This window comes from Bradyrhizobium sp. BEA-2-5 (genome assembly GCF_032918025.1).
GTDB lineage: Bacteria > Pseudomonadota > Alphaproteobacteria > Rhizobiales > Xanthobacteraceae > Bradyrhizobium > Bradyrhizobium pachyrhizi.
In genome coordinates this window covers 3,996,574-4,008,587 of record NZ_CP136629.1, presented here as the reverse complement: position 1 = coordinate 4,008,587, position 12,014 = coordinate 3,996,574, and the positions used below count along the sequence as shown (strand labels likewise).

Here is a 12,014-nt window from a genome sequence, read left to right as displayed (position 1 = left end):
CGCTGCTATTTCAGCGCGCGAGAATCGCTTCGGCATGGGAATCGGAAGAATGTCCGCAGTTTTCTTTCACTGCTCCGACGACAAGCACGTCATCCTGGATCGCACCGGCGCCGCGATGGATCTGGCGGAGGCGCGCGTGTATGCGGAGCAGCTGGCGCGCAGCTTTGTCATGACACCGAGCGTGGAGGACTGGCGCAACTGGGCGGTCCACGTCACCGACGACATCGGAACCGAGATCTTCGAGCTGCCGTTCACCGCCATCCTCGGCGAGCTGCACTGAGGGCATGCCATGAATTCGATGGAACTTGCCCTACAGCCGTTGCGGCGCCACCTCGCCCGCTTCGTCGCGCGCTGCGGCATGCTGATCGATGGTGTCATCAACCCCTACCGCCCCGAGCTGCACTACATGCGCGGGCCCGGCCCGAAATGGCGCGCCCGGCGGCAAGCCGCTGTGCGCGACTAAAGCCCGATGAGATTGGGTCGAATTGTCATCGCGGTTTAGCTCTTTGTTTGATCATGATCTTTTCGGAAAACCGCTTCGCACTTTTCCGGATCATGCTCTAGCTTCGCGGCATCCCCGACGAGAAAAGGCCGTCGGGATCTATGCCGCCGGCCTTCTCGTGCAGCTGCCGGTTCCCGGAGCCCGGTTCTGCTGCAATTCCATTTGGTCTCGAGCTTGCGACGACTGTTTTAATCAAATCTTAACGGCATGGCGGTGAGCTGGTTCAAAGGACTCCTTCGCCGTGCGGTGTGGCTTCGTCGTGCTTGATGCGCTGCACATCGTTTTTGCGCCGATCGCACGCCGATTGTGCGCCACGCATCTTAGGGAATGCTCGACTCAGTGTTACCCTGTGATGCAAACCGAAACGGAGACTTCGGAATGCCGTACTACACCTTTGATCTCGTGGTGGGGGACGAGTTCCGCAATCAAGGAACCATCATCCTCGAAGACATCAGCCTCGCCTCCGACCGCGCCGACCAGCTCGCCAACGAGCTGTCGCAGGTCAAGCCGGAGCTGAAGGCGCGCGGCTGCGCCGTGCGCGTCACCGACATCGACCGGCGCGAACTCTATCGGACGCCGCTCGATCCCGTGCCGCGGTGGCGCAGGGCGGGCTAGCGTCCGTCGGTTAGGGCTGCGGCGATCGCGCTCGCGCGGTCCCAGTGTTGTTGCGCGACGGCGGGGTCGTCTGCCCTGCCCGCCGTCAGCTCTGGTGCGGTCCGCGCATCATCTTCATCGCGTCCTCGATATGGCGCCAGTCGCGCGCGTCGTCGGTTTCGCCCTTGCTCTCGCAGGCCACGGCGTTCTGCGCGGCCTGGGCGATCGCCTCCGGACCGTGCTTCAACAGCATCTGCCGCGCGATGGTGTGGATTTGCATCTCGGCTAACATGGCGCTCTCCTCGGCTGTCGACTGCTGACATCAGAAACCACTGAGCGCCGCATCTGGTTCCAGCAGCACGCCGGGCGCGCCACAATCAGCCGTTCCCACGCGGCGCGGCGGCGGTTACAGAGAGAGCCATGGCGCAGAACATCTATGACGATCCCGGCTTCTTCGCCGGCTACAGCCAGCTGCCGCGGCAGGTCCGCGGACTGCTCGGTGCGCCCGAATGGCCGGCGATCCGCGCCATGCTGCCCGATGTCGCGGGCAAGCGCGTGGTCGATCTCGGCTGCGGCTTCGGTTGGGTGTCGCGCTGGATGCGCGAGCAGGGCGCATCCGACGTGCTCGGCGTCGACCTCTCGCAGAACATGATCGCCCGCGCCGCGGCCATGACACAGGATGCGGCGATCACCTACGAGATCGCCGACCTCGAGACGCTGGAGCTGCCGAAATCGACATTCGATCTCGCCTACTCCGTCCTCGCCTTCCACTACATCAGGGATTTCGATCGCCTGGCGCGCATGCTGTATCGCGCTCTTGTCCCGGAGGGGCATCTGGTCTTCACCATCGAGCATCCGGTCTACATGGCGGCGGCCCATCCGGACTGGGGGCAGGACGAAGACGGCCGCAAGACCTGGCCGGTCAACCGCTATTTCATCGAAGGCGACCGCCGGACCGACTGGTATGTGAAGGGCGTGCTGAAATATCACCGCACCATCGGCACCACGCTCAACGCGTTGATCGGCGCCGGCTTCACGCTGCGCCATGTCGAGGAATTCTCCCCGACGCGCGAGCAGATCAAGGCGATGCCCGAACTGGCCGACGAGCTCGAACGCCCGATGATGCTGCTGGTGTCAGCGCAACGCTAGGCCGCGAGCAGCTTGTCGAACTCCTCGGGCGGGTATGATTTCCCGTCCTTGTCGGTGATTACCACCTGCCACCCTTCGCTCGCCCAGACCTTGGCCTTGGCGATGATGATGAAGGTGCTCTCGCGCTCGATCCTGACCGTTTCGTTCTCGCGTTCTGCGATCATCTTGTAGGCCAACGCTTGTCCCTCGCCGACGTGGTCCATCCGGCGATTTGTTGGCAGCGGCTTTGGGCCGGATTTCGCTGGGAGTGTGACAATTTGGTGGAACCGCCGGCGCAAGATGCGGCAGCGCGCAATCCGCGGACGCGCCTATGCGAGCTTTCCCATCAAGGTCGGCATATCCAGCGCCAATGAGTTGACGTTGACGCTGCGCGCGAATCGCATCTGCGGTCCCAGGACGGCAGAGGCACGCACCGGATCGAGGTCGGCCTCGACGCGCCGCGCGAGGGCACCACGACGATGACCGGCAACAAGCTGCAAGCATGACCGCGGCGCCGCCCAGGAAGAGCTGCAATGCCCCGCGCCGTGACGGCCGCCCCAATGCGAAGCCGTCAGTTTCTTGATTGTTGTTTGGCATCGCCGCCCTCCAGAGCAGGACGGAAGTTATGGCGCCGGCTTGCCCTGTCAACGCATGCGGCGCCCATGGCGGCCACAAGAAAAACCCCGCCCTGGAGGGACACCAAGGCGGGGAAGGTTCATTGGGTAGAAATCCACGCGCCTGGAAATGGAGAGCGCGGGGAAGTAGCGGCAACAATTCTATTTGCCGCCATCGTTCGGGCAACAGGATTAAAGCGCGCCCAACGCCGGGACTTTTTCCCGATTGCGCCGGCAAAAATCCCGAGCCCGGCTTGCAGCACGCCGTTCACTGCACGACGTCGAGCCTGACATTCGTGATGCCCTTGCCGATCATGCCGAGCGATTGCGCCGCAGAATGCGAGACGTCGACGATGCGCCCGGGAACGTAGGGTCCGCGGTCATTGACGCGCACCGTGACCGAACGGCCGCTCTTGACGTCGGTAACGCGCAGCTTGGTGCCGAACGGCAGGGTCGGATGCGCCGCGGTCAACTCGTCCTTGTCGAACTTCTCGCCGCTCGCGGTCGGCTGCTCCTCGCTGTAGAAGCTCGCAACGCCATGCGAGGCGATCTTGCTGTCGCCGGTCCTGCGCGAGGCATAAGGCGTATGCCTGCGCGCCGTGGCGATGCGTGTGCGCGTGGCGGAAGACGCAGCCCGCGACGGCTCGATCGATGCCGGCCGGCTCGCGAGCGCCTGCGAGCGCTGGCTGACAACGGAGGACTGCGCGCACGCCGCGAGCGACGCCGCGCCGATCATCACAGCAAGCAGCCTGAGCGGCTTTTGGGCATGCGCAAACAGGATCGAGGCCGCAGCACCATGCGCGCTGCATCTGACGCCGACGTACGAGTTGACTGCATCGTCGCGTGACATGTTGCACCCCCAACTTGCGCCCCAGCCCAAGCCGAAAATCCAACGGCCTATCAGCCGAATCCAATCGGGGCGGAACGGTGGCGGAGCACGGTCGGACCTGCCGGACGCGATGCGATTTGCCCTCGGGTGTGGTGGATACGCCACACAACCCAGGGAGCTTTCATCCGGAATGCAGTACGGGGCGCTGCGCGAGAGGCCGTGGACGCTCGTGCGCTTCGTCCCCGGCCTGGGTTCCCGAAACTCCCCAACCTCTCCACCCTCTCGCCTTGCTTTGGTCAAACCGGACTGGAGTCGTGGGGACAGGGTCAGGGGTCAATACAGAGCGTAAATTTGCCGGCCGCCCATTTGCGGTTGACCTTGGAATGAAACGGGGACCGCCATGCAATCGACACTGAAAGACGCAGATCCACACGATATTTTCGCGATCGAACCCAGCTTCGCTCCGGTACGTCCGGACAACCCCGTTGCGCCTGCCGGAAGGGCAGCGCCGGGGCAGCGCGAGCCCTATTTCGGCCCGAGCCTCGCGCCTTCGTCCGCGCCCCCGGTCGCATCCGCCGCGGCCGTCGCCTCGGTGCCGCCGGTCACGCCAATGTCAGTGGCGCCGGAGCCGCCGGCCGAGCCGGCCTATAGCGCGCCAAGCCATAACGGCCGACTTGACGACATCAGATTGGACCGCGCGCCGCGCCCCACCAGCAAATGGGCGATCCGCGCTTTCTGGTTCTGCTTCGCGATCGCCGGCGCCATGGGCACCGCGGCGTGGCAGCACTACGGCGATCGCGCCAGGCAGATGGCTGCCGAGTGGGCGCCTCAGATCGCTGCACTGACTTCGCTGATCCCGGGCAAGGCAGCCTCCGCCTCGGATCAGGCGAGTGCGCCGCCAGCACAGGCGGCGACCACCGATCAGGCGGCAGCTGAAGCCGCACCGGCCACTCCGCCACAGGACGTCGCCACGGCCGTGCCTGCCACAGCCGCGCCGGCGCCCGCCCCTGCCGCGGCTCCGGCTGCTGCAGCAGCGCCGGTTGCGCCCGCTGCCGCGGCGGCACCAGCCGCAGCCACACCTGACCAGACGCAGTTGCTGCAATCGATGGCGCGCGATCTCGCGTCGATGGGACAGCAGATCGAGCAACTGAAGACCAGCATCGACCAGCTCAAGGCCAGCCAGGATCAGTTGGCACAGCGGGTCGCGAAGACGACCGAGACCAGGGCCGTCGAGCCGCGGCCGGTCGCTCCGCCGCGCCCGCGCGCCGCGGTCACGCCACAGGCAGCGCCGCATGCCGCCGTTGCGCCGCCGCCGGTCCGCCGGCCGGCGCAGGCCTATATCCCGCCGCCTCCGCCGCCCGCGTCAGCAGCGCCGCTGCCGGCTCCCGCCGCCCCGCAGGCGGTTGCGGCACCGCGGCCGGTGCAGCAGCAGTCCTCGGTTGTTGACGCGGATGATGGCGGCCCGGTGGTTCGGCCGCCGATGCCGCTGCGCTGAAGCCTGACCGACCGGTAAAAAAGCGTGCGGCCGATCGCGATGACGCGATCGGCCGCGATAACGCTTCGTATTCGAATTAAGCGCTCTGTCCCGGCGGCAGCACGACCACGGTCGCGCCCGGCTTGACCCGCTGATAAAGATCGATCACGTCGCCATTGGTCATGCGGATGCAGCCGGACGAGATCGCCTGGCCGATATATTCGGGCTGGTTGGTGCCATGGATGCGGTAGAGCGTGTCCTTGTTGCCGACATACAGATAGATGCCCCGCGCGCCGAGCGGATTGGCGGGACCACCGGCGACACGCTTCGGATACGGGCCGAGCCGCGCTTGGATGTCCGCCGTCGGAACCCAGTCCGGCCATTCCGCCAGGCGACCGACCCGCGCGACGCCGGAGAACGCCATGGCTTCCTCGCCGACCGCAACGCCGTAACGGATCGCCTTGCCCTCGGGGAGCACGTAATAGAGGTAGCGCGCATCGGTATCGACCAGGATCGTGCCCGGCTGCTCCCGACGGGTGTACTCGACAATGTGCCGCTGGAACTGCTGCGGGATCTTGGCGTCCGCATAGGGCGGATGCGCCAGCAACTGCCGATCACGCGGCGTCATCGCGACATCCGTCGCCGGCGACAGCGTCGCCTGCATGCAGCCGCCAAGCGCAAGCGACCCCACCAGCACCGCAGCAAGCCCCAACTTTGACACGATCATTCTCCCCTGCGTCAACTTGTGCCACATGCTGCCGAAATCGTGCTGAAATCGTGGCAGCGCAGGTTGGAACACGTCTGTTTGATCGGTTCTTTCCGTGAGTGTGTCCCGGCGGTTGCACTCGGTTCCCTTGGACGCTAGCCTCACAAAAAACGTCCAAAACCTCCGGAGGAAATTCATGCGCTACGCTCTGCTGATCGGCGGCCTGATTGTCGCAGCAACCCCTGCCCATGCCGATCCGCGCGCGACCTATGTAACGATGGTCTTGCAGGCCTTCGCCGCCAAGGTCGAGTGCCCCAACACGGACCTCGTCTATCAGGACCTCGTGCAGAGAGCGCAACAGATGCACCTGCCCGACGGCACCACCGAGAAGGTGCGCAAAGCGATCGCCTGGATGCACACCGGCGGCAAGATGGGCGAGAAGCAGGACGATGACTTGATGGCCGAGGTCGCGGTCGCGACCCAGGCCACCGACCTGGACCAGCGCCGCGCCGGCAGCATGACCACCTGGTGCCAGGACCAGAAGACGCGGCTTGCGGGTTACATCAGGACGAAGGAATAGAAAGCGTTTTCGAGCGAAGCCTGTCCCGCACTTGATGCGGGATGGGCACCGGTTCGCGTGAAGAAAACGCGTCAGACAAGAATCCTCAATCGAGCTCCGGCGGCGCGAACCAGTTGGTCAGCGACAGGCCGCCGTCGACTATGATCGACGCCCCGGTGACGTAAGCGGAGAGCTTGTTCGACAGCACCGTCAGCGCCATCGGCACGAGGTCCTTGGCCTCGCCGAGACGCCCGAGCGGAATGTGCCGCGCCAGCGCGGGATCCGCAACGAATCCGCCGGCCGCGATCGCGCCGGGCACCAGCGCGTTGACGCGGATATCGTGGCGGCCAAACGTCTTGGCCAACTCCTTCACCAGCATCGCCAGCCCCGCCTTCGTCGTCGAATAATGCGGCAGGTTGCGCGGGGTGCCCGCATGCAGCGAGGTCAGCAGCAGGAACGACCCCGGCGTCTTCGCTGCGATCAGCTTACGCGCCAGTTCGCGCGACATATGAAAGCCGGCCTCGAGATTGACCGCATGCATTTGCCCCCAGGTCTCTTCGTCGACGGCCATCGCATGATCGGCCTCCCGTCGCGGCGGCGAGGCGCTGTGGACGAAATGGGTCACCTCTCCGACTGTGGCTTGCGCATGCGCCAGCAGGGCGTCGCACGCCGCGCGCTGCGCGAGATCGCCGGCCCACGCGACCGCGAGTTCGGGACGCGGCGCGGCCTTGATCGCCGCCAGAACCTTGTCCTCATACAGATCGGCAAACACCGTCCGCACACCTTCGCCGACCAGGGCCTGCGCAATGGCGCGGCCGATGCCGTTGCCCGCGCCGGTCACCAGGGCTGTCTCGCGCGCGGGATCGAACGGCGATGTGAAGAGGCTCATGATCGCGAAACTCCCGGAATTGGCAGACCTGCGCTCAGTAGGGCGGCGCCTTGCGCGCGCGCTGTGCCTTTGCGGCTTCGATCCACCAGGAAAAATCGTCGGCAAAACGCGGAAAGGAGCGTTCCAGCGCCTTGCCGCCCTCGCCGATCGGCTCGGCGTCCGCCGACAATGTCTGCGCGATCGGACCGACGCCGATGGTGCTCGACACCACCACCATCCCCATCTCCGAAAGCGTGCCGTGCCAGGCCGTCGCCGCGCGCGCGCCGGACAGTCGGCCGGCGGAATAGCTCACGATCGCGGCCGGACGCCAGAACCACTCTTCGAGGAAGTGGTCGGTGAGATTCTTCAGGCCGGGCTGGATGCCCCAATTGTACTCGCCGGTGACGAAGACGAAGCCGTCGGCGCCGCGGATCTGCCCGGCCAGCTTCTCCAGCGCCTCGGGCGCTGCGCCCTTGGGATATTCCTTGTACATGCGGTCCAGCATCGGCAGGCCGATCGCCTTGGCATCGATCAACTCGACATCGTCGCCGCGCGCACGAAGGCCGTCGACGATGAAGTGTGCCAGCCGGATGCCCATGCGATCCGAGCGATAGGAGCCGTAGAACACGAGTATGCGGTGGGTCATGACAAGCCGATCCTAGCACGGTGCGGCAACAGCGTCCTGCGGTGCGGCGCGCGACGAGCCGCCGCGCACGAGTGTTAACCGGCATTCCAGCTCTTTCCGCCGGCATTAAGCAATTCGTCGCAGGCCCTTCGCCGTGGCCAAAAATCGCCAGATTTGTTTTCTGGATATGTTTTCGCTTCGAGAAGGAGGAACCGACATGCAGATCACAAAGCTGGTCTTCGCAGGCTCGCTCGCAGCCATCGCTGCCGTTGCCACGCCTGCGCTGGGCAAGAGCACCGAGCGGCAGAAGGCCGACGAAAAATCCACCACCACCACTTCGTCCGGCTGCCAGGCTTATCAGCAGGCCGCCGATGGCACCTGGAACCAGCTCCCCTGCGGCGAAGCGGGCTCGAACGGCGCCACCCAACACCGCCCCGCGGCCAAGGGCGCTGACGACGACGAGCACTGACGTGTCACGCCCTGCCGCCACGCGCGGCCGGGCGACGCGGCGCCTTCGACTTTCGGACCAAACGGCCGGGACCGTTGCGGCGGCTCCCGCATCATAAACCCAAGCTTAATGCACGCCCGCTACGGTTGAGGCCTCCCCTCTCTCGTCAAGAATGGCGCGCATCCCATGAAAATCGGTACTCTCCTGACGGCCGCGATCGTCTCATTGTCCGCGGTCGGCGGCGGACTGGCGGCCTATGTCGCGGTGACCAAGTACCAGACCATGGACAAGGTCTCGACCGCGCAGAACCGGCTCGAAATCGTCCGCGCCGTCGGCGACATCCCGCGCTACATGAACTCCGAGCGCGGCATGTCCACCAACCTCTTGTTCGGCACCGGCGCGATCGACCAGAAGCAGATCGCCGATCTCGACAAGCTGCGCAAGCTGACCGACAGCGCGCTCGCCAAGGTCAATCAGGTCCGCGCCACGCTGCCCGGCTCGCTCGACGACGGCGAAACGGTTGCGAGCGCGATCGATGCGCTGAAGGCCAAGTTCGCCGCGCTCCGCGACGCGATCGAGAAGGCGATCGCAGGTCCGGTCGACGCCCGCCGTCCGGCCGCAACCAAGATCGTCGCTGACAACTCCGTCTTCAACGCTGGCGTCACCGTGCTGCTCGACGAGCAGGTGCGCCGCCTCGCCGGCCTTGACGGCAACGCCTACCGCCAGGCCAATTACGCCAACATCGCCATGACGCTGCGCGACATCGGCGGCCTCAATGCCAGCGTGCACAAGGCGCTGGTCGGCGCCAAGCGTGTCGCGACCGAACAGGAAAAGCTGGAGCTGTTCCGCAGCACCGGCCGCACCGAGCAGATCCTCTCGACGCTGCAGGAGTTGCGCAACAATCCGGCGACATCAGCCAATGTCCTGACGGCGCTGGGCAAGATGCAGGCCGACTACGTCGAGCGTTTCGGCAAGGCGCTGAAGCTCGCCAAGGAAGGCGCGATCTCTGGCAAGTATGAGCAGGACGTCGAGACCTATTACGCTGAATCCCAGATCGGCCTCGCCTCCATCATCACCGTGCGCGACGCATTCTACGAGAATGCCGAGCAAGGCCTTGCGGGCGCCTATTCGTCGGCGCGCTTCAGCTTCGTGGTGGCGCTGATCGAACTGCTCGCGGTCGTTGCCGTCAGCGCCGGCCTGATCGTCATGGTCCGCCGCCGCATCCTTAACCCGATCGCGGCCCTCACCGGCCGAATGTCGCGCCTTGCCGCGGGCGAAGTTGCCGAGACGATCCCGGGCGCCGCGCGCAAGGATGAGATCGGCGCGATGGCCGCCGCGGTTCAGGTCTTCAAGGACAACATGATCCGGGCCGACCGGCTCGCCGCCGAGAAGCAGGCCGAGAACGACGGCAAGATGCGGCGCGCCCGCGTGCTCGACGACCTGACCCGCGCCTTCGAAGCCAAGGTCACCGAGCTGGTCGGCGGGTTGTCCGCGGCATCCTCGGTGATGGAGGACACGGCGCAATCGATGTCGGCCACCGCCGCCGCCACCAATCGCCAGGCCGCCGTTGTCGCCGCGGCGTCCGATCAGACCTCGACCAACGTGCAGACGGTGGCGAGCGCCACCGAGGAGCTGACCTCCTCGATCTCGGAGATCGCCCGCCAGGTCGCGACCTCGACCGAGATCGCCGCGCGCGCGGTCGACCATGCCCAGCGCACCGGCGACACCGCCCGCGCGCTCGCCGAGGGCGCCCAGAAGATCGGCGACGTCGTCACGCTGATCCAGAGCATCGCGGCACAGACCAATCTGCTCGCGCTCAACGCCACCATCGAGGCGGCCCGCGCCGGAGAGGCCGGCCGCGGCTTTGCCGTCGTCGCCTCCGAGGTGAAGTCGCTGGCCGGCCAGACCGCCAAGGCCACCACCGAGATCTCCGAGCAGATCACCGCGATCCAGGCCGCAAGCGACGAGACGGTGGCCGCGATCCGCAACGTCGCCGACGTCATCGGCGAGATCGACCAGATCGGCACCGCGATCGCCGCTGCGATCGAGGAGCAGGGCTCGGCCACCAAGGAGATCGCCCGCAGCGTCCAGGAGGCCGCCCGCGGCACCCAGGAGGTCAACAGCAACATCTCCGGCGTGCAGCGCGCCGCCGACGACACCGGCGGCGCCGCGAACCAGGTTCTAGGCGCGGCCGAACAGCTCTCGACGCAGTCCAAGGACCTCGCCGGCCAGGTCAACCGCTTCCTGTCCGACGTGCGGGCGGCGTAATCGAGAGCACGCCGCGATCACAGGAGCGGAAAGGTTCTCCCCGTCACTGCGAGCCAACGGGTCGCGCGAACGCGCGCCCGATGACAGGCTCCGCGAAGCAACCCATCGCACCGCAAGTGGCAGCATGGATTGCTTCGTCGCTTCAGCGCAAAATTGCTACGCAATTTTGTCGCGAGCTCCTCGCAATGACGTTGAGGGCCTAGCCGCCGCGCAGGCCGAGCACGCGGCGGGCGATCGCCTGGCGATGCACCTCGCTCGGGCCTTCGTAGACCCGCATCAGGCGCGCCTTCTGCCACAGCGCGTTGAGCGGCAATTCCAGCGTCACGCCGAGCGCGCCGAGCGTCTGCATCGCGTGGTCGCAGGCGTCATAGGCCATCTCGGTCGCGAACACCTTGATCATCGAAGCCTCGTGGCGGATGTCCTCGCCGCGGTCGGTCTTGTCGGCGGCCTCGCGCACCATCAGCCGGCACGCATGCATGCGCGTGGAGATATCGGCGATCCACCACTGGATCGCCTGGCGCTCGGCGAGCTTGACGCCGAACGTCTCGCGCTGCCTGGCGTGCTCGCACATCATGTCGAGCGCACGCTTGGTGATACCGACGCAGGTCGATCCCATCTCGAGCCGCCGCGTGCGCAGCCGCAGCTGCATCGGCGCGTAGCCCTTGCCGACCTCGCCGAGCACGGAGTCCTTCGGGATGCGGCAATCCTCGAACACGATCTCGTAGGTCGAGCCGCCGCCGACCATCGGGATCTCGCGCTCGATGATGAAGCCCGCCGTGCCCTTCTCGACGATGAAGGAGGTGATGCCGCCCTGGCGCTGATCGTTGCCGACCCGCGCCATCACGATGATGAAGTCGGCGGCGCGTGCATTGCTGATCCAGATCTTGCGGCCGTTGAGCACCCACTGTTCGCCTTCGAGCACCGCGCGCGTCTTCATGCCCGCGGGATCGCCGCCGGCGCCGGGCTCGGAGATTGCGATCGCCGAGGCCATCCGGCCTTCGATATAGGGCTGCAGATACTTCTTCTTCTGCGCGTCGGTACCGACCGCCTGCAGCATGCGCAGGTTCGGCGAGTCCGGCGGCAGCACGAACGGCACGCAACTGCGGCCGAGTTCTTCGTGCACCGCAGCCATCGTGCGCGTCGGCAGGTCGTGGCCACCGAGATCCTCGGGCGCATCGAGGCCCCAGAGGCCGAGCTCCTTCGAGACGTCGCGCAGCCGCTTGCGCTGTTCCGACGTGAGCTCGGGGTGATCGCTGCCGGGCAGCTTCGATTTCAGATAGTGCGGCTCGAGCGGGATCAGTTCGCGATCGACGAATCTCGCGACGGTTTCGCGGATCATGGCTGTCTGTTCATCGTCGCTCATCTGAGATTCCTCGCCTGCGCTGTTGTGCTTCAAAAA

General features: G+C 66.0%; 16 protein-coding genes. 8 read left to right on the top strand and 8 right to left on the bottom strand.

Features of this window, described 5'->3' with window-relative positions:
* Positions 1 to 49: 49 nt before the first annotated feature.
* The 3 genes from RX327_RS18635 to RX327_RS18625 all read left to right on the top strand — a co-directional run bounded on the left by RX327_RS18635 (position 50) and on the right by RX327_RS18625 (position 1,117).
* On the top strand, positions 50 to 280 hold the full coding sequence (locus tag RX327_RS18635) for a DUF6894 family protein (protein ID WP_028332292.1): 231 nt from the start codon (positions 50 to 52) through the stop codon (positions 278 to 280).
* 9 nt (positions 281 to 289) lie between these two features.
* A complete protein-coding gene (locus tag RX327_RS18630; protein ID WP_317251088.1) occupies positions 290 to 463 on the top strand; it encodes a hypothetical protein in 174 nt (57 codons plus the stop codon).
* 417 nt (positions 464 to 880) lie between these two features.
* Complete coding sequence (locus RX327_RS18625; protein WP_016840755.1) at positions 881 to 1,117, top strand: hypothetical protein; 237 nt, start codon at positions 881 to 883, stop codon at positions 1,115 to 1,117.
* An 85-nt stretch (positions 1,118 to 1,202) separates the two neighbouring features.
* On the opposite strand, the gene RX327_RS18620 is transcribed toward RX327_RS18625, so the two are convergent.
* Positions 1,203 to 1,388 carry a hypothetical protein gene (locus RX327_RS18620; protein WP_028332293.1) on the bottom strand — a complete coding sequence of 62 codons (186 nt, stop codon included), beginning with the start codon at positions 1,386 to 1,388 and terminating at the stop codon, positions 1,203 to 1,205.
* 128 nt (positions 1,389 to 1,516) lie between these two features.
* On the opposite strand from RX327_RS18620, the gene RX327_RS18615 reads away from it, so the two are divergent.
* On the top strand, positions 1,517 to 2,245 hold the full coding sequence (locus RX327_RS18615) for a class I SAM-dependent methyltransferase (RefSeq protein ID WP_028332294.1): 729 nt from the start codon (positions 1,517 to 1,519) through the stop codon (positions 2,243 to 2,245).
* On the opposite strand, the gene RX327_RS18610 is transcribed toward RX327_RS18615, so the two are convergent.
* From RX327_RS18610 to RX327_RS18600, 3 genes are all read right to left on the bottom strand, one after another.
* Positions 2,242 to 2,448, bottom strand: coding sequence for a hypothetical protein (locus tag RX327_RS18610; protein ID WP_028332295.1), 207 nt, complete (start codon positions 2,446 to 2,448; stop codon positions 2,242 to 2,244). The two genes, RX327_RS18615 and RX327_RS18610, sit on opposite strands and share 4 nt — an antisense overlap.
* 105 nt (positions 2,449 to 2,553) lie before the next feature.
* On the bottom strand, positions 2,554 to 2,724 hold the full coding sequence (locus RX327_RS18605; protein ID WP_160321804.1) for a hypothetical protein: 171 nt from the start codon (positions 2,722 to 2,724) through the stop codon (positions 2,554 to 2,556).
* Positions 2,725 to 3,106: 382 nt separating this feature from the next.
* A complete protein-coding gene (locus RX327_RS18600; protein WP_317251087.1) occupies positions 3,107 to 3,688 on the bottom strand; it encodes a septal ring lytic transglycosylase RlpA family protein in 582 nt (193 codons plus the stop codon).
* Positions 3,689 to 4,067: 379 nt separating this feature from the next.
* On the opposite strand from RX327_RS18600, the gene RX327_RS18595 reads away from it, so the two are divergent.
* Positions 4,068 to 5,162 (top strand): hypothetical protein, encoded by a 1,095-nt coding sequence (locus tag RX327_RS18595; RefSeq protein WP_050386595.1) that lies wholly within the window; start codon positions 4,068 to 4,070, stop codon positions 5,160 to 5,162.
* Between the two features lie 76 nt (positions 5,163 to 5,238).
* Here the strand turns inward: RX327_RS18595 and RX327_RS18590 are convergent, their stop codons facing one another.
* Positions 5,239 to 5,868: a L,D-transpeptidase gene (locus tag RX327_RS18590; RefSeq protein ID WP_410712168.1), complete on the bottom strand. Its 630-nt coding sequence runs from the start codon at positions 5,866 to 5,868 to the stop codon at positions 5,239 to 5,241.
* Positions 5,869 to 6,043: 175 nt separating this feature from the next.
* Here RX327_RS18590 and RX327_RS18585 point away from each other — a divergent pair, with 175 nt between their 5' ends.
* Positions 6,044 to 6,427 (top strand): hypothetical protein, encoded by a 384-nt coding sequence (locus RX327_RS18585; protein WP_317251085.1) that lies wholly within the window; start codon positions 6,044 to 6,046, stop codon positions 6,425 to 6,427.
* 85 nt (positions 6,428 to 6,512) lie between these two features.
* On the opposite strand, the gene RX327_RS18580 is transcribed toward RX327_RS18585, so the two are convergent.
* Together RX327_RS18580 and RX327_RS18575 are read right to left on the bottom strand one after the other, a co-directional pair.
* Positions 6,513 to 7,295: an SDR family oxidoreductase gene (locus RX327_RS18580; RefSeq protein WP_317251084.1), complete on the bottom strand. Its 783-nt coding sequence runs from the start codon at positions 7,293 to 7,295 to the stop codon at positions 6,513 to 6,515.
* A 34-nt stretch (positions 7,296 to 7,329) separates the two neighbouring features.
* Positions 7,330 to 7,920 (bottom strand): NAD(P)H-dependent oxidoreductase, encoded by a 591-nt coding sequence (locus tag RX327_RS18575; protein WP_317251083.1) that lies wholly within the window; start codon positions 7,918 to 7,920, stop codon positions 7,330 to 7,332.
* A gap of 196 nt (positions 7,921 to 8,116) precedes the next feature.
* On the opposite strand from RX327_RS18575, the gene RX327_RS18570 reads away from it, so the two are divergent.
* Together RX327_RS18570 and RX327_RS18565 are read left to right on the top strand one after the other, a co-directional pair.
* Entirely contained in the window at positions 8,117 to 8,368 is a 252-nt protein-coding gene (locus tag RX327_RS18570) for a hypothetical protein (protein ID WP_050386599.1), read from the top strand.
* A gap of 165 nt (positions 8,369 to 8,533) precedes the next feature.
* Positions 8,534 to 10,615, top strand: coding sequence for a HAMP domain-containing methyl-accepting chemotaxis protein (locus RX327_RS18565; RefSeq protein ID WP_317251082.1), 2,082 nt, complete (start codon positions 8,534 to 8,536; stop codon positions 10,613 to 10,615).
* A gap of 199 nt (positions 10,616 to 10,814) precedes the next feature.
* Here RX327_RS18565 and RX327_RS18560 read toward each other — a convergent pair whose 3' ends face one another.
* Entirely contained in the window at positions 10,815 to 11,978 is a 1,164-nt protein-coding gene (locus tag RX327_RS18560) for an acyl-CoA dehydrogenase family protein (RefSeq protein ID WP_092086311.1), read from the bottom strand.
* Between the last annotated feature and the right edge of the window lie 36 nt (positions 11,979 to 12,014).